Origin of the sequence: Streptomyces odonnellii (assembly GCF_000981895.1) — a bacterium.
GTDB lineage: Bacteria > Actinomycetota > Actinomycetes > Streptomycetales > Streptomycetaceae > Streptomyces > Streptomyces odonnellii.
Genome location: NZ_LATD01000194.1, coordinates 19,454 through 35,711, shown reverse-complemented (window position 1 = coordinate 35,711; position 16,258 = coordinate 19,454). Strand labels below are relative to the sequence as shown.

The window sequence follows — 16,258 nt, the reverse complement described above, 5'->3', positions numbered from 1 at the left end:
GTGCGGGGCGGGCGGCGCGAGGGCGGGCGGCTGATCGACGGGTTCGTCGTGGAGCGGCGCGCCGAGTCGGACTACAAGGGTCCGCTGGCCGCGCTGGCCGATGTGGTGTCGCCCGAGCCGGTGCTGAGCACCGAGCTGCTCGGGCTCGCCCGGGCCGTCGCCGACCGGTATGCCGGAAGCCTCGCGGATGTCCTTCAGCTCGCCATTCCGCCGAGGAACGCGCGAGCCGAGTCGAAGCCGTCCCCCGAGCCGCTGCCGCCGCCCGCCGCGCCCGAGGCGGGGACGTGGGAGCGGTACGCGAACGGGGCGGCGTTCCTGGACGCGCTCGCCGGGGGCGGTGCGCCGCGCGCCGTGTGGACCGCGCTGCCGGGCCCGCATTGGGCGGACGAACTGGCGCGGGCGGTGGCCGCCGCGCTCGCCTCGGGGCGGGGCGCGCTGGTCGTCGTACCGGACGGGCGGGTCGCCGCGCGGGTCGACGCCGCGCTGACGGCGCTCCTGGGCACCGGTCGGCATGCCCTGCTCACAGCAGAGGCCGGGCCCGAGAAGCGCTATCGCGAGTGGCTGGCCGTACGGCGCGGTGCGGTACGGGCGGTCGTGGGGACTCGCGCCGCCATGTTCGCCCCGGTCCGTGATCTGGGGCTGGTGGCCATCTGGGACGACGGGGACGACAGCCACAGCGAGCAGCACGCGCCCCAGCCACACGCCCGTGAAGTGCTGCTGCTGCGCGCCGCGCACGACAAGTGCGGCTTTCTGCTGGGCGGTACGGCGTGCACGGTCGAGGCGGCCCAGCTCGTCGGGACGGGCTGGGCGCTGCCCCTGACGGCGACCCGGGAGCGGATACGTACCGCCGCGCCCCTCGTCCGTACCGTTGGCGACGGCGAACTGGCGCGGGACGAGGCCGCCCGCGCGGCCCGGCTGCCCAGCCTCGCCTGGCAGGCCGTCAGGGACGGGCTGAAGACCGGACCGGTCCTGGTGCAGGTGCCCCGGCGCGGCTATGTGCCCCGGCTGGCGTGCGAGCGCTGCCGTACGCCCGCCCGCTGCCGGCAGTGTGCTGGCCCGTTGGAGGCTCCCCGTGAGCGGGAGCTGCGGTGCGGCTGGTGCGGCCGGGACGAACCGGGGTGGCAGTGCGCGGAGTGCGGCAGCGTACGGCTTCGGGCGCGGATCGTGGGGGCGAGGCGTACCGCGGAGGAGCTGGGCCGGGCCTTCCCCGCCGTTCCCGTACGCACATCCGGGCGGGACCATGTCCTGGACTCCGTACCGGGCAGGCCCGCCCTGGTGGTCAGCACGCCTGGAGCCGAGCCGGTGGCCGAGGGCGGCTACGCGGCCGCGCTGCTGCTGGACGGCTGGGCGATGCTGGGACGGCCGGACCTGCGGGCGGGCGAGGAGGCCCTGCGGCGCTGGATGCACGCGGGCTCCTTGGTACGCGGGCAGGAGGAGGGCGGCACGGTGGTCGTGGTCGCCGAACCCACACTGCGGCCGGTGCAGGCGCTGGTGCGCTGGGACCCGGCGGGGCACGCCCAGCGCGAACTGGCCGAGCGGGCCGAGCTGGGCTTTCCGCCGGTGTCCCGGATGGCGGCGGTGTCGGGCCGCGCGGAGGCGGTCGGTACGTTCCTCGCCGCCCTGGCCACGGCCGGACTTCCGCCGGACGCCGAGGTGCTGGGCCCCGTACCGCTCCCGCCAGCCGACCCGGGCAGGCCGCGCAGACCTGGCGACCCGCCGCCGGGGGAGCACTGGGAGCGGGCACTGCTGCGCGTACGCCCGGGGAGCGGCGCGGCTCTCGCGTCCGCGCTGAAGTCTGCGCAGGCGGCACGCATGGCCCGGGGCGGCGGCGATCCCGTACGGGTGCGGATCGACCCGCCGGACATCGGCTGACACGGCGGGCGCGCGGGGAAGGCCGGCTTCGGCGCCGGGCCCCGGCGTTCTCATGGGCGACCTTGTCCATCGGCCGCCGCCTGCGTGTGGGCGGCCCTGTCCATCGCCGCCTGCGCGCCCGCTGCCGTCCGGGCATCGCGGTCAGCCGTCCGGTCAGCCGTCCTCGGAGGGGCGGGCTTCCTCGGAGGTCCGGGCGCGCAGGGCCCGAACCTTGTGCAGGTTGCCGCAGTGCTCCATGGAGCACCAGCGGCGCCGCCCCGGGCGCGAGGTGTCGACGTACACGAGCTGGCAGTTGTCGGAGGCGCAGGTACGGATACGGTGCGCGAAGGGCCCGGTCAGCAGGTCGACGGCGTCCCGGGCGACCGCGGCGAGCAGATGGGTGCCGGTGGCGGTGCCCGTCCACCGCCGTTCTCCGCCCGGCCCGATGGCGGGCGTCAGCGGCGGGTGGGCGGCGGCTCCATTGATGACCCGCAGCAGCTCCGGCTCGCGCGGTTCGCCGGCCATGTGCGCGACGATCAGGCGGAACAGCGCGTCGCGCAGCCGCCGAGCGTCCGCCACCTCGCTGTCGGAGATCTCCAGCGCGGGTGTCGGTGTCAGCCGCGACCGGTCCGCCCATTCCGCCAGATCGGCCGGCTCGTGCAGCACCTCGTACCGGCGGTATGGGCCGGGACCACCGGTGGTCAGCAGCTCCAGACACAACGCACCGGGATCGAACCGGAAGACGGCGCCGCTACCGGAGCGCAGTGCCAAACCCCTTGCCGGCGAAGCGTCTGCGGAAGCGGCTGTGGAAGTGGTTGCTGAGGTGGTTGCGGCAGCGTCCATGTAACCAATATAAGTGGTTACATGGCACTGAGCTGGAAGCTGGTCATCGACAGTACGAACGCACCCGTCCTCGCGGACTTCTGGGCCGCGGCGCTGGGTTACGAGGTGGAGGACCCGAGCCCGCTGATCGAACGCCTGCTGGGCGCCGGGCAGCTCGGCGAGGCAGCGGTGACCGAGCACCGAGGGCGCAGGGTCTTCCGCGGGTATGCCGCGATCCGCCATCCCGATGACCCCTTCGACGAGATCAGCGGTATCGGGCGCGGTCGGCGGCTGCTCTTCCAGGACGTACCCGAGGGCAAGACCGGCAAGAACCGGCTGCACCTCGATGTGCACAGCGAGCCCGGTGGGCGCGACGAGCTGGTGGCGCGGCTGGTGGAATTGGGCGCGAGCCGTGTCCGCGAGGTGGACCAGGGGCCGGCCGGGCACTGGTGGGTGATGCGGGATCCGGAGGGAAACGAATACTGCGTGGCTTAACCCCGGCCGCCACCCGCGCCGAACCGGCCGCCACCCGCGCCGACCCGGCCGCCAGGCCGGGGGCTCGGCCGCGATTTGCAGGCTTCGACGTCCCGCCCCCGGCCGCTCGGCCATCGAGCCCCCTCAGCCGCCCCGCGGCCCCGGGAACGCCGACGGCCGGGGATCTTCGCGCAGCACCGGGGCGGCAGCCGCGGGTTGGGGCGGCATCGAGCGCGCCGCGGGCACCGCGGTGACGGCGGTGACGGCGGTCGGCACCGCGGTGGTCTCCTGCGTACGGTCCGTCTCGGCCGCGCCCGGCTGCTGCGCGGCCCGGCGCGTACCGTAACGGCGGTGCACCGCCTGCTTCGTGACCCCCAGCGCGGAGCCCACCGCGTCCCACGAGAATCCCAGCGAGCGGTCGAAGTCCACGGCCGCGGTCACCAGGGTCTCGACGCTGTCCCGCAACTCCTGTGCGAGACGGACGGTCGGCGCCGGGGCCCTGCCGTAGACGACGAAGCCCGTGGACGGGCCGGAGCGACGGGGGCGGTAGACATTGCCCAACTGGGCGGTGAGGGTGCGCAGCGCGTCCACCTGCCGCCGGACCCGCTCGATGTCCCGCACCAACAGGTGGAGACTTGCACGGGCTTGTGCGTCGTGGGTTGCGTGGTCGGCCATGAACAAGCCTCTCGAACCGGCGTTGAAAAGGATCCGGGCCGCACCGGTGCGGCCCGCGTTGGTCAATCTCCCTTGACAACGCGCCACCCGCCGTTGTGGTCACGCCCCAGGGGCGTGTGCGCATATGCGCGGGGCGCGCACACCGACGTACGCCCCCTGCCGCCGCGGCCCATAGACTGGTGCGTCGCTCGTCACCGCACGTTTCTGCACGAGAGGCAGTCAGCCACCGATGAAGCTCGTCTTCGCCGGCACCCCCGAGGTCGCCGTACCCGCCCTGGACGCACTCATCGCCTCGGAACGGCATGACGTCGTCGCCGTCGTCACCCGGCCCGACGCGCCGTCGGGCCGCGGGCGCAGGCTCGTCTCCAGCCCGGTCGCCGAGCGCGCCGAGGAGTCGGGCATCGAGGTGCTCAAGCCGGCGAAGCCCCGGGACGGGGAATTCCTGGCGCGGCTGCGGGAGATCGGGCCCGACTGCTGCCCCGTCGTCGCGTACGGCGCGCTGCTGCCCAGGGTCGCGCTCGACGTCCCGGTCCACGGGTGGGTGAATCTGCACTTCTCGCTGTTGCCGGCCTGGCGCGGCGCGGCGCCCGTACAGCACGCGGTCATGGCGGGGGACGAGATGACCGGCGCGGCCACCTTCCAGATCGAGGAGGGGCTGGACTCCGGGCCGGTGTACGGGGTGCTCACCGAGCATGTACGGCCCACCGACACCAGTGGCGATCTGCTGACCAGGCTCGCGTTCGCGGGCGCGGGGCTGCTCGTCGCGACGATGGACGGCATCGAGGACGGCACGCTCAAGCCGGTGGCGCAGCCCGCAGAGGGCATCTCGCTCGCGCCCAAGATCACCGTCGAGGACGCCCAGGTGGACTGGGCGGCGCCCGCCCTCCGCGTCGACCGCGTCGTCCGCGCCTGCACCCCCGCGCCCGGTGCCTGGACGGTCTTCCGCGGTGAGCGGCTCAAGCTGATCCAGCTCGGGCTGCTGCCGGACCGTACGGAACTGGCGCCCGGGGTGCTGGCCGTTGGCAAGAACCATGTGTACGCGGGCACCGGTTCGCACGATCTCGAGCTGCTCTGGGTCCAGCCCCAGGGCAAGAAGCCGATGCGCGCGGCGGACTGGGCCCGCGGAGTACGGATCGCCCCGGGCGAACAGCTCGGCGCGGAGGCGTCCTAGGGTCTGTCGTTCGGATCTGGCTGGATCAGGGAGCGGGTCTGGTGGAGGGGTTACCTCCCGTGCCGTTCTGGCTACGGGGGCGGATCGCAAGGCGGAGGACGGAGCCATGGCGGAGCCCTGGTGACTGACGACAACGCGGCGAGACGCGGTCCGCTGCGGCAGCGGCTGATGTCACAGCGGGCACGCGAGCCCAGCAAGATCCAAACGAGAGGCCCTAGGCTGGGAGAGATCGGTTTCTCTCACCCGGAGCACCTTTGAACCAGCAGGCCCCCCGCCGTCCCGCCAAGCCCTACCGCCGCCCCAAGAAGGATCCCGTGCGGATCCTCGCCTTCGAGGCGCTCAGGGCCGTCGACGAGCGGGACGCGTACGCGAACCTCGTACTGCCCCCGCTGCTCAGGAAGGCACGCGAGAACAGTGGCTTCGAGGCGCGTGACGCCGCCCTCGCCACCGAGCTGGTGTACGGGACGCTCCGCCGCCAGGGCACCTACGACGCGATCATCTCCGCCTGTGTCGACCGGCCGCTGCGCGAGGTCGACCCGCCGGTGCTCGATGTGCTGGCGCTCGGCGCGCACCAGCTCCTCGGCACCCGGATCCCCAGCCATGCCGCGGTCTCCGCGAGTGTGGAGCTGGCGCGGGTGGTGCTCGGCGACGGGCGTGCCAGGTTCGTCAACGCCGTGCTGCGGAAGATCGCCCAGAACGATCTGGACACCTGGCTGGAGCAGGTGGCCCCGCCCTACGACGAGGACGCCGAGGACCATCTCGCGGTCGTCCACTCGCACCCCCGATGGGTGGTCTCGGCGCTCTGGGACGCGCTCGGCGGCGGCCGCGCGGGCATCGAGGACCTGCTCGAAGCGGACAACGAACGGCCGGAGGTCACCCTGGTCGCCCGGCCGGGCCGCGCCACCCCCGGGGAGCTGACGGCGGCGCTGGGCGAGGACGCCGGGCTGCCGGGCCGCTGGTCGCCGTACGCGGTACGGCTCAGCGAGGGCGGCGAACCGGGCGCGCTCGACGCCGTACGGGAGGGCCGGGCCGGAGTCCAGGACGAGGGCAGCCAGCTCGTCGCGATCGCCCTCGCCAACGCGCCGCTGGACGGTCCCGACGCCCGCTGGCTCGACGGCTGCGCCGGTCCCGGCGGCAAGGCGGCGCTGCTGGGGGCGCTGGCCGCCGAACGCGGAGCGTCCCTGCTCGCCGCCGAGAAGCAGCCGCACCGGGCCCGCCTCGTGGAGCGCGCGCTGGCCGGCAACCCCGGCCCGTACCAGGTCATCACCGCCGACGGCACCCGCCCGCCCTGGGTCCGCGGCTCCTTCGACCGGGTCCTCGTCGATGTCCCCTGCTCGGGTCTCGGCGCACTGCGGCGCAGGCCGGAGGCGCGCTGGCGGCGCCGTCCGGAGGACCTGGACGACTTCGCGCCGCTCCAGCGCGGTCTGCTGCGTGAGGCGCTTCAGGCCGTACGGATCGGCGGGGTCGTCGGGTACGCGACCTGCTCGCCGCATCTCGCCGAGACCAGGGCGGTCGTCGAGGACGTCCTCAAGGGGCGCGGGGGCCCGGCGGTCCAGGTGGAGTGGATCGACGCCAGGGCGCTGATGCCGGGCGTACCGGCGCTCGGCGACGGTCCCGACGTACAGCTCTGGCCGCATCTGCACGGCACGGACGCCATGTATCTGGCCCTGCTGCGCCGTACGGCCTGAGCGGACGCCCGCATACGGCCCGAGCGCACGCGCCCACGTACGGCTACGGGCACGGGCCGGGCACGCACCCCACCGGCCGGGCGCCGCTGAATCGCGCGGTTTTGCGCGGACTGTGCCCGTCCTCTTCGGCATTGTTCGCGCAGTTGTCCACAGGGCGGTCGGGAAGCGCTCGGGAGCATGGCAGGCTTGGCACATGGCCCAGATCAACCCCAGCATCCTGTCCGCAGACTTCGCCCGCCTCGCCGAGGAGGCGGACGCCGTCCGTGGTGCCGACTGGCTCCATGTCGACGTCATGGACAACCACTTCGTGCCCAATCTGACCCTGGGCGTACCGGTGGTCGAAGCGCTCGGCCGGGCCACGGGCACCCCGCTGGACTGCCATCTGATGATCGAGGACCCCGACCGCTGGGCGCCCCAGTACGTGGAGGCGGGCGCGGGCTCGGTGACCTTCCATGTGGAGGCCGCCGCCGCCCCCGTACGGCTGGCGCGGGAGATCCGGGCGAAGGGGGCGCGGGCCTCCATGGCGCTCAAGCCCGCGACGCCCGTCGAGCCGTACGAGGACCTGCTGCCCGAGCTGGACATGCTGCTGATCATGACCGTGGAGCCGGGCTTCGGGGGCCAGGCCTTCCTGGACATCATGCTGCCCAAGATCCGCCGCAGCCGGGAGCTGATCTCCAAGCACGGTCTGGAGCTGTGGCTCCAGGTCGACGGCGGCGTCTCGGAGAGCACCATCGAGCGATGCGCCGAGGCCGGCGCCGATGTCTTCGTGGCGGGCTCCGCCGTATACGGAGCGGACGACCCGGCCGCGGCGGTCCGTGCCCTGCGCGACCGGGCCGCCAAGGCCGCTGCCTCGGCGTCCTGGGCGTGCGGACACGGAGCCGGCCGATGAGCCGGAGAACGGCCGGCGACACAGCCGTCCACTGAGCCAAGGGAACATGAACGGGGCCCTATTCGGGCCGATCAAGGACCGCTGGATCTGACAGGATGAACAGCGAGTCCAGAGTGCGCACAGCAGTGAGGAGATCGCGGTGTCTGCAATGTCGGCGGGTCGGTCCGCCCTGCGGATGGGACCCGCGGAGCTGGTGCAGGCGGCGGCCATGGCCCGTCGCTTCTACCTTGAGGGAAAGTCCAAGATCCAGATCGCCGAGGAGTTCGGCGTCAGCCGGTTCAAGGTGGCGCGGGTCCTGGAGACGGCGCTGGAGCGCGACCTCGTGAGGATCGAGATCAGGGTGCCCGCCGAGCTGGACGCGGAGCGCTCCGACGCGCTGCGCGCACGGTACGGACTGCGGCACGCGGTGGTCGTCGAGTCGCCCGTGGAGGGCGCGGACGAGTCGCCCGACCCGGAGAACCTGGGCGAGGTCGCCGCCGATCTGCTCGGCGAGCTGGTCGTCGAGGGCGATGTGCTCGGGCTGGCCTGGGGCCGGTCCACCATCCATATGGCGGCGGCGCTCGACCGGCTGCCGCCCTGTACGGTCGTCCAGCTCACCGGTGTGTACGACGCGGGGACCGCCGAGCGCGGCTCGGTCGAGGCGGTACGGCGTGCGGCCCAGGTGTCCGGCGGCGAGGCACACCCCATCTACGCCCCGATGCTGCTGCCCGACACGGCGACCGCCGCCGCGCTGCGCAGCCAGACCGGTATCGCGCGGGCCTTCGAGTACTTCGACAAGGTCACGGTCGCCGCCGTCTCCATCGGCTCGTGGGAGGCGGGTATCTCCACGGTGCACGACATGCTCACCGACGAGGAGCGGTCCCACTACGCCTCGCTCGGTGTCGCCGCCGAGATGTCCGCGCATCTCTTCGACGCGGAGGGCCGCCGGGTCGGCCGGGACCTGGGCGAGCGGTGCATCACGGTCGAGGCCGAGCGGCTGCGCCGTATCCCGGAGGTCGTGGCGATCGCGGGCGGACTGCGCAAGGGCGAGGCGATCGGGGCGGTCCTCAGGTCCGGGCTGGTCACCAGTCTGGTCACGGACACTGCCGCGGCGGACTATCTGCTGACGGAGTTCGAGCCGGCGCCGCGTCCCGCGCTGGAGCGGTGCGACCCGGACGAGTGACCGCGCGTACGGGGACCGCCGCGTACGACGCGCAAGGCACGGCCGCGTACAGGACGGCCGCGTAAGGGGCAAGCACGGCAGGACGATCACGAACGGGGCGGCCGGCCGTGCCGTTCGGGCCGCGGGGCGCCCGGTACGGGGCGAATGACCGCGTCGTGTGGGTCGTGAGGGGCGCACGGTAAGCTCCTGGGGTAAGGCAGGTTCGATTCCGCTTCCTGGCCTCGGAGCCCCCGTACCGCCTCCTCGGAGGAGCAGACGACCACGGGGGCGTTTTGCTGCGTGACGGGGCGCACGGCGAGGCCGCCGCCCCGGGTGCCGACGAGCGCCACCGGGCGCGGAAGCGGGAAGCGGCCTGCGCCGTTCCGCGGGAAAATGTGAGACCTATGCGTTTCCTTGAGCCGGGTACCGGCCGCCATGTGGAGAGTGCTCCGGTTCCCTACGATCTGACGTACGACGACGTGTTCATGGTGCCGAGCCGTTCGGCTGTCGGCTCCCGGCAGGGCGTGGACCTTTCCTCGCCGGACGGTACGGGCACCACCATTCCGCTCGTCGTCGCCAATATGACCGCGATCGCGGGCCGCAGGATGGCCGAGACCGTCGCCCGGCGCGGCGGCCTCGTCGTGATCCCGCAGGACATCCCGATCGAGGTCGTCACCGAGGTCATCTCCTGGGTCAAGACGCGCCATCTCGTCCTCGACACCCCGATCGTGCTGACCCCCGCCCAGACCGTCGGTGACGCGCTGTCCCTGCTGCCCAAGCGCGCGCACGGCGCGGGTGTGGTCGTGGACGGCGCACACCGGCCGGTCGGGATCGTCACCGATCACGACCTGACCGGTGTCGACCGCTTCACCCAGCTCTCCGAGGTCATGTCGAAGGACCTGCTGCTGATCGCCGCGGACGTGGACCCGCGCGAGGCGTTCAACACCCTCGACAACGCCAACCGCAAGCTCGCCCCCGCCGTCGACGCGGACGGGCGGCTGGTCGGCATTCTGACCCGCAAGGGCGCGCTGCGTGCGACCCTCTACACGCCCGCCACCGACGCCGGCGGCAAGCTGCGGATCGCCGCCGCCGTCGGTATCAACGGCGATGTCCCGGGCAAGGCTGCGCAGCTTCTCGCCGCGGGCGTGGACACGCTCGTCGTCGACACCGCCCACGGCCACCAGGAATCCATGATCGCCACGGTCGGGGCGGTCCGCGCGCTCGACCCGAAGGTGCCGCTCGTCGCGGGCAATGTCGTGTCTGCCGAGGGCGTACGCGACCTGATCGAGGCAGGCGCGGACATCATCAAGGTCGGTGTCGGGCCGGGCGCGATGTGCACCACCCGGATGATGACCGGGGTCGGCAGGCCGCAGTTCTCCGCGGTCAGGGAGTGCGCGGCCGAGGCGAGGAAGTCCGGCAGGCACGTATGGGCCGACGGCGGGGTCCGCCACCCGCGCGATGTGGCCATGGCGCTCGCCGCGGGCGCCTCGAACGTCATGATCGGCTCCTGGTTCGCCGGTACGTACGAGTCGCCCGGAGACCTTCAGCAGGCCGCCGACGGACGGCTCTACAAGGAGTCCTTCGGCATGGCCTCGGCCCGCGCCGTGAGGAACCGTACGAGCGAGGAGTCGGCGTACGACCGGGCCCGCAAGGGGCTGTTCGAGGAGGGCATCTCGACCTCCCGGATGTTCCTCGACCCGTCCCGCCCCGGTGTCGAGGACCTGATCGACTCGATCATCGCGGGGGTCCGCTCGTCCTGCACGTACGCCGGGGCCAGCTCCCTGGAGGAGTTCGCGCACAAGGCGGTCGTCGGCGTCCAGAGCGCCGCCGGATACGCCGAGGGGCAGCCCCTGCACGCCAGTTGGAGCTGAGCGCCGCCGGCGGAGGAATTGTGGAGGAAGCATGGAGAAGTGTCGGCGGGGGCCGGGGTGGTGGGCATGGGAGGGATGAGAGCGGGTACGCGCGCTCTGCACTGACGACGGAGCAGGGGAGGACGAAGTGTCCATGGCGAGGACGGTCCCGACCGACAGCGCACGGTATGTGAGCCAGCAGCACGCGGAGGCGGCGGAGCTGGACCTGCCGTATGTGGAGTGCCCGGCGGACGTGGCGCCCAAGGATGCTCGGGAGATCTCGAAGCTCTTCTTCGCCCGGCTCGGCGAGCTGACCGAGGGCACCCCCGAGTACCAGTACGTACGCAACACCCTGATCGAGATGAACCTGGCGCTGGTCCGGTACGCGGCCACCCGCTTCCGGAACCGCTCGGACCAGATGGAGGACATCGTCCAGGTCGGCACGATCGGGCTGATCAAGGCGATCGACCGGTTCGAGCTGAGCCGCGAGGTGGAGTTCGCGACCTTCGCCGTGCCGTACATCGTCGGCGAGATCAAGCGCTTCTTCCGGGACACGAGTTGGGCCGTCCATGTGCCGCGCCGGCTCCAGGAGCTGCGGATCGACCTGGCCAAGGCGACCGACGAACTGTCCCAGCGGCTCGACCACGCGCCGACCACGGCCGAACTGGCCGGGCATCTCGGGCTGGACGAGGAGGAGGTCATCGAGGGCGTCGTCGCGGGCAACGGTTATACGGCAGGCTCGATCGACCTGCCCGCGGACGACGCGGCCGGGGTCCCGGTGCCGCTCTCGGACCGGCTCGGCGGGCCCGACGCGAGTCTGGAGACGGCGGAGAACGTCCAGGCGCTCAAGCCGCTCCTCGAAGATCTGGACGAGCGGGAACGGCGGATCCTGCGGATGCGCTTCGGCGACGAGATGACCCAGTCGGAGATCGGCGCGGAGCTGGGGGTGTCCCAGATGCATGTGTCCCGGCTGCTGGCCAGAATCACCGGACGGCTCCGGGAGGGGCTGCTCGCGGTGGAGTGAGCGGCCGGGCGCCGGAGCACGGTGCCGTACGGAGGGGGCGTACCGCTGTGGCGGTACGCCCCCTCCGGCATCTGCACGAGCCGGACCGGGCCGGACGACGCCGCGGACATGCCCCAGGCCACGGACGCCCCTGGCGCGTCCGAGGACGGCCGGGGCCGTGTTCTACTTCCCGTACGGACAGGGCCTGGCCCCGCCGTGCCCGACCGGTCATCGCAGAGAAGTGAACCACCAGCCGTGCGACTCAATGATCTCGACGAACGCATCGTCCACGCCCTCGCCGAGGACGCCCGCCGCTCCTACGCCGACATCGGCTCGCTCGTCGGCCTGTCCGCCCCCGCGGTGAAGCGGCGGGTCGACCGGCTGCGGGCCGGGGGAGCGATCACCGGCTTCACGGTACGGGTGGACCCGGCGGCGCTGGGCTGGCACACCGAGGGCTTCATCGAGATCTACTGCCGCCGCAACACCTCGCCCGAGGCCATCCACCGGGGCCTGGAACGGCTGCCCGAGGTGGTCGCCGCGTCCACCGTCACCGGGGACGCGGACGCGATCGCCCAGGTCTTCGCGGCCGATATGCGGCACTTCGAGCAGGTGCTCGAACGGATCGCGGGCCAGCCCTATGTGGAGCGTACGAAGTCGGTGCTCGTACTGTCGCCGCTGCTCAGGCGCTACTCCTCGGGCCCGCCGGACCGACCGTAGGCCGCATCGGACACGTCCTGGCGGCCCGGCGCGGCCCCGCCGGCACAGGGCCGCGCAATGAATCGCCGGGCGGGCCGCCGATCACGCAATGGATCGACGGCGGGCGCGCAACGGTCGTGTCTTGTACGGGGCACCGGCCGGACCGTACCGTCGGTGCGAACCCCGCGATCCGGGGCAGCCCCCTTCGTACCGTCCGAGGTCACCCATGCCGTCGCTGCGCACCGCCCTGCTCCAGACCTCCGGCCGGCCGGGCTCCGTCGCCGGGAATCTGTCGGCTCTCGACGCGGCGGCGGGCCGCGCCGCGGACGCCGGGGCCGGGCTGCTGGTCTGCCCCGAGATGTTCCTGACCGGCTACGCCATCGGTGACGAGGTGCCCCGGCTGGCCGAGCCCGCCGGCGGCCCGGCGGCCACGGCCGTGGCGGAGATCGCCGTACGGCACGGACTCGCGGTGCTCTACGGCTATCCGGAGCGGGAATCCGGCGGGACGGGCGAACGGATCTTCAATGCCGCGCAGTTGATCGGCCCCGACGGCGCGCGGCTCGCCAACTACCGCAAGACGCATCTCTTCGGCCCTTTCGAGCAGAAGTGGTTCGCACCGGGGGAGCAGCCCGTCGTCCAGGCCGAGTTGGCGGGGCTGCGGCTGGGGATCGTGATCTGTTACGACGTCGAGTTCCCGGAGAGCGTCCGGGCGCACGCGCTCGCCGGCACCGATCTGCTGCTCGTGCCGACCGCGCTGATGCGTCCGTACGAATTCGTCACCGAATCCCTGGTGCCGGTACGGGCCTTCGAGAGCCAGGTGTATGTCGCGTACGCCAACAGGACCGGCGAGGAGGGCGAGTTCGAGTTCACCGGGCTGAGCTGTCTCGCCGGGCCCGACGGCTCCGCCGTGGCGCGCGCCGGACGCGGCGAGGAACTGGTCGTCGGCGATGTGGACCGGGGGCTGCTGGACGCCTCGCGCGCGGCCAATCCGTATCTGCGCGACCGCCGCCCCGGCCTGTACACCTCACTCCGCTGACCGCCCCGCCACCCCGCTCGGCCTGTTCCGCCGTACCACCGCAAGGAGCCCGTACCCCATGACGTCCACGGTGCCCACCGCCGTCCCGCACACCGGCGAGCAGCCGCCGATCACCATGTCCGGGCCGGACTTCCCGTACGCGTACGACGACTTCCTGGCGCATCCCGCCGGGCTCGGCCAGATCCCCGCGACCGAGCACGGCGCCGAGGTCGCCGTCATCGGCGGCGGGCTCTCCGGGATCGTCACGGCGTACGAGCTGATGAAGATGGGCCTCAAGCCCGTGGTGTACGAGGCGGACCGGATCGGCGGCCGGCTCCGTACGGTCGGTTTCGAGGGCTGCGACCCCGGGCTGACCGCCGAGATGGGCGCCATGCGCTTCCCGCCCTCGTCCACCGCGCTCCGCCACTACATCGATCTGGTGGGCCTGGAGACCCGGCCGTTCCCCAACCCCCTGTCCGCCACGACCCCTTCGACGGTCGTCGACCTCAAGGGCGAGTCCCACTACGCCCGGACGATCGACGATCTGCCGCAGGTCTACCGCGATGTGATGGCCGCCTGGAACGCCTGTCTGGAGGAGGGCGCCGACTTCTCCGCGATGAACCGCGCCCTGCGTGAGCGCGATGTGCCGCGCGTACGGGGGATCTGGGCGCGGCTCGTCGAGAAGCTCGACAACCAGACCTTCTACGGCTTCCTCTGTGACTCCCCGGCCTTCGCGTCCTTCCGCCACCGGGAGATCTTCGGGCAGGTCGGCTTCGGTACGGGCGGCTGGGACACCGACTTCCCCAACTCCATCCTGGAGATCCTGCGGGTCGTCTACACCGAGGCCGACGACCACCACCGCTCGATCGTCGGCGGCAGCCAGCAACTGCCGCTGCGGCTCTGGGCACATGAGCCAGCGAAGATCACCCACTGGCCGGCCGGGACCTCGCTGGAGTCGCTGCACGGCGGTGAGCCGCTGCCCGCGGTGGTACGGCTGCACCGCACGGCCGGCGACCGGATCACCGTCACGGACGCCTCCGGCCGTATCCGTACCTACCGCGCGGCGGTCTTCACCGCCCAGTCCTGGCTGCTGCTGTCCAAGATCGCCTGTGACGAGTCGCTCTTCCCGATCGACCACTGGACGGCGATGGAACGCACCCACTACATGGAGTCGTCGAAGCTGTTCGTGCCGGTGGACCGGCCGTTCTGGCTGGACAAGGACGAGCGGACCGGGCGCGACACGATGTCGATGACGCTCACCGACCGGATGACCCGGGGCACCTATCTGCTGGACAACGGCCCGGACCGGCCCGCGGTGATCTGCCTCTCGTACACATGGTGCGACGACAGCCTCAAATGGCTGCCGCTCTCGGCGGGGGAGCGGATGGAGGTGATGCTCAACTCGCTGCGCGAGATCTATCCGGGGGTGGACATCCGCCGCCACATCATCGGCAGTCCGGTGACGGTGTCCTGGGAGAACGAGCCGTATTTCATGGGCGCGTTCAAGGCGAACCTGCCCGGTCACTACCGCTATCAGCGGCGGCTCTTCACGCACTTCATGCAGGACCGGCTCCCGGCGGACAAGCGCGGGATCTTCCTGGCGGGCGACGACATCTCGTGGACGGCAGGGTGGGCCGAGGGCGCGGTACAGACCGCGCTCAACGCGGTGTGGGGAGTGATGAACCACTTCGGCGGCGCGACGGACGGCGGGAACCCCGGGCCGGGTGACGTGTACGACGAGATCGCGCCGGTGGAACTGCCTGAGGACTGAGGGGGCGGGCCCGTACGCGGGCCCGTACGGGGACCCGCCCTCCGCAGCGGTCAGACTCCGGCGGCGCGTGCCGCCACGTACACCTCGGCTGCGATGTCGGACAGTTCGGCCGCGTCGCGCGCGGTGGTCTGGAGGTCCAGCAGGAACTCCGGCACACCGGTCTCGGCGTGCGCCGCCAGGTCCTCGACGATCTGCGCCACGCTGCCCTGGAAGGGGCGGCGGCCCTCGCCCTCGTGCGGCTTGGCGCTGTGCTGCACGTTGACGCGGGCGCAGACCGCGAGCGGGCGCTCACGGCCGCTCGCGTCGGCGGCCTCCCGTACCTTCTCCCACTGCTCGGCGAGCTGGGCGACGCCCATGGCGACGGGCATCCAGCCGTCCGCGCGCTCCACGAGCCGGCGGGTGGCACGCGGGCTGTTCGCGGGGAGGTAGACCGGGATGGGACGGGCCGGCTTGGGGCCGACCTCGGACGGGGCGATGGTGGTCAGCTCGCCCTCGTACGAGACGGGGTCCGGCCCCCAGACGGCCGCGCACACGTCCAGCAGCTCGTCCAGGACGGCGCCGCGCTTCTCGAACGGGGCGACGGCGGCGGCCGCGTACTCGTCGAGCGACCAGCCCGTGCCGAGTCCCGCGACCACCCGGCCGCCGCTCGCCGCGTCGAGCGAGGCGAGCGAACGGGCGAGCTGGAACGGTACGTGCAGCGGCGCGACCAGCACGCTGGTGCCGAGCCTGGCCCGCTCCGTGGCGGCCGCGGCCAGGGTCAGTGTGACCAGCGGGTCGGCGACGCTGCGGTAGTGGTCGGGCCAGGGGAGCCCGGGGATGCCGTAGAGGCCCTGGGTCGCGGGCTCGGGGAAGAGAACGCGCTCGAAGACCCACAGACTCGCGTATCCGGCCTCCTCCGCGGCCCGCGCCACGGTGGCCACATCGCGGCCGATGTCGTACTGCTTCATCTGCGGAAGACCGAGGCCGAGTTCGACCGGCATGCGTGCACTCCTTCGTGCGGACGGTGAGATGATCCACCGTAGGGCACGGGCCGGACCCGGTCCGGGACGGCCGGGGGCGCGGGCGGCGGCGGAGCAACGGGACCCGATCGCGGGCTGAGCTTGTTGTCCTCAATCGCCGGACGGGCTTGAGTGTGTGCCCGAACCGGGTGTGTCCCCGACGCCGGGGCGGACGGTTCCGTCCTCAAACGCCGGACGGGCTTGTTTTGCTGGG

Annotated in this window: 14 protein-coding genes; 11 read left to right on the top strand and 3 right to left on the bottom strand. The window is 72.6% G+C overall.

Features of this window, described 5'->3' with window-relative positions; genetic code table 11:
* A partial coding sequence (locus WH07_RS18980) for a primosomal protein N' (RefSeq protein ID WP_046501310.1) occupies positions 1-1,872 on the top strand: 1,872 nt, incomplete at its 5' end.
* Between the two features lie 153 nt (positions 1,873-2,025).
* On the opposite strand, the gene WH07_RS18975 is transcribed toward WH07_RS18980, so the two are convergent.
* Complete coding sequence (locus tag WH07_RS18975) at positions 2,026-2,694, bottom strand: CGNR zinc finger domain-containing protein (RefSeq protein ID WP_079023351.1); 669 nt, start codon at positions 2,692-2,694, stop codon at positions 2,026-2,028.
* Positions 2,695-2,715: 21 nt separating this feature from the next.
* Between WH07_RS18975 and WH07_RS18970 the strand changes: the two genes are divergently transcribed.
* The gene (locus WH07_RS18970) at positions 2,716-3,168 is read left to right on the top strand and encodes a VOC family protein (RefSeq protein WP_046501307.1); all 453 of its coding nucleotides are present in this window, start codon (positions 2,716-2,718) and stop codon (positions 3,166-3,168) included.
* Positions 3,169-3,291: 123 nt separating this feature from the next.
* Here the strand turns inward: WH07_RS18970 and WH07_RS18965 are convergent, their stop codons facing one another.
* The gene (locus WH07_RS18965) at positions 3,292-3,822 is read right to left on the bottom strand and encodes a hypothetical protein (protein WP_046501316.1); all 531 of its coding nucleotides are present in this window, start codon (positions 3,820-3,822) and stop codon (positions 3,292-3,294) included.
* Positions 3,823-4,051: 229 nt separating this feature from the next.
* Between WH07_RS18965 and fmt the strand changes: the two genes are divergently transcribed.
* The 9 genes from fmt (at position 4,052) to WH07_RS18920 (ending at position 15,046) form a co-directional block, all read left to right on the top strand.
* Positions 4,052-4,993, top strand: coding sequence for a methionyl-tRNA formyltransferase (gene fmt, locus WH07_RS18960; RefSeq protein WP_046501306.1), 942 nt, complete (start codon positions 4,052-4,054; stop codon positions 4,991-4,993).
* Between the two features lie 254 nt (positions 4,994-5,247).
* Positions 5,248-6,681, top strand: a complete 1,434-nt coding sequence (locus WH07_RS18955) for an RsmB/NOP family class I SAM-dependent RNA methyltransferase (RefSeq protein ID WP_046501305.1) — start codon at positions 5,248-5,250, stop codon at positions 6,679-6,681.
* A gap of 193 nt (positions 6,682-6,874) precedes the next feature.
* Entirely contained in the window at positions 6,875-7,570 is a 696-nt protein-coding gene (gene rpe, locus WH07_RS18950) for a ribulose-phosphate 3-epimerase (protein ID WP_046501304.1), read from the top strand.
* A gap of 148 nt (positions 7,571-7,718) precedes the next feature.
* Positions 7,719-8,732 carry a sugar-binding transcriptional regulator gene (locus WH07_RS18945; protein WP_046501303.1) on the top strand — a complete coding sequence of 338 codons (1,014 nt, stop codon included), beginning with the start codon at positions 7,719-7,721 and terminating at the stop codon, positions 8,730-8,732.
* A gap of 383 nt (positions 8,733-9,115) precedes the next feature.
* Positions 9,116-10,582, top strand: coding sequence for a GuaB1 family IMP dehydrogenase-related protein (locus WH07_RS18940; RefSeq protein ID WP_046501302.1), 1,467 nt, complete (start codon positions 9,116-9,118; stop codon positions 10,580-10,582).
* A 133-nt stretch (positions 10,583-10,715) separates the two neighbouring features.
* The gene (locus WH07_RS18935; protein ID WP_046501301.1) at positions 10,716-11,585 is read left to right on the top strand and encodes an RNA polymerase sigma factor SigF; all 870 of its coding nucleotides are present in this window, start codon (positions 10,716-10,718) and stop codon (positions 11,583-11,585) included.
* A 234-nt stretch (positions 11,586-11,819) separates the two neighbouring features.
* Positions 11,820-12,281 (top strand): Lrp/AsnC family transcriptional regulator, encoded by a 462-nt coding sequence (locus tag WH07_RS18930; protein ID WP_046501300.1) that lies wholly within the window; start codon positions 11,820-11,822, stop codon positions 12,279-12,281.
* 205 nt (positions 12,282-12,486) lie between these two features.
* On the top strand, positions 12,487-13,296 hold the full coding sequence (locus WH07_RS18925; protein WP_046501299.1) for a carbon-nitrogen hydrolase family protein: 810 nt from the start codon (positions 12,487-12,489) through the stop codon (positions 13,294-13,296).
* A gap of 58 nt (positions 13,297-13,354) precedes the next feature.
* Entirely contained in the window at positions 13,355-15,046 is a 1,692-nt protein-coding gene (locus WH07_RS18920) for a flavin monoamine oxidase family protein (RefSeq protein WP_046501297.1), read from the top strand.
* A 50-nt stretch (positions 15,047-15,096) separates the two neighbouring features.
* Here WH07_RS18920 and WH07_RS18915 read toward each other — a convergent pair whose 3' ends face one another.
* Complete coding sequence (locus WH07_RS18915; RefSeq protein WP_046501295.1) at positions 15,097-16,026, bottom strand: LLM class F420-dependent oxidoreductase; 930 nt, start codon at positions 16,024-16,026, stop codon at positions 15,097-15,099.
* Positions 16,027-16,258: the final 232 nt, after the last annotated feature.

Excerpts from the sequence above, each read along its gene's own strand:
- WH07_RS18975 (WP_079023351.1), bottom strand. The coding sequence starts at position 2,694 with ATGGACGCTGCCGCAACCACCTCAGCAACCACTTCCACAGCCGCTTCC.
- WH07_RS18970 (WP_046501307.1), top strand. The coding sequence starts at position 2,716 with ATGGCACTGAGCTGGAAGCTGGTCATCGACAGTACGAACGCACCCGTC.
- WH07_RS18965 (WP_046501316.1), bottom strand. The coding sequence starts at position 3,822 with ATGGCCGACCACGCAACCCACGACGCACAAGCCCGTGCAAGTCTCCAC.
- fmt (WP_046501306.1), top strand. The coding sequence starts at position 4,052 with ATGAAGCTCGTCTTCGCCGGCACCCCCGAGGTCGCCGTACCCGCCCTG.
- rpe (WP_046501304.1), top strand. The coding sequence starts at position 6,875 with ATGGCCCAGATCAACCCCAGCATCCTGTCCGCAGACTTCGCCCGCCTC.
- WH07_RS18945 (WP_046501303.1), top strand. The coding sequence starts at position 7,719 with ATGTCGGCGGGTCGGTCCGCCCTGCGGATGGGACCCGCGGAGCTGGTG.
- WH07_RS18940 (WP_046501302.1), top strand. The coding sequence starts at position 9,116 with ATGCGTTTCCTTGAGCCGGGTACCGGCCGCCATGTGGAGAGTGCTCCG.
- WH07_RS18935 (WP_046501301.1), top strand. The coding sequence starts at position 10,716 with ATGGCGAGGACGGTCCCGACCGACAGCGCACGGTATGTGAGCCAGCAG.
- WH07_RS18925 (WP_046501299.1), top strand. The coding sequence starts at position 12,487 with ATGCCGTCGCTGCGCACCGCCCTGCTCCAGACCTCCGGCCGGCCGGGC.
- WH07_RS18920 (WP_046501297.1), top strand. The coding sequence starts at position 13,355 with ATGACGTCCACGGTGCCCACCGCCGTCCCGCACACCGGCGAGCAGCCG.
- WH07_RS18915 (WP_046501295.1), bottom strand. The coding sequence starts at position 16,026 with ATGCCGGTCGAACTCGGCCTCGGTCTTCCGCAGATGAAGCAGTACGAC.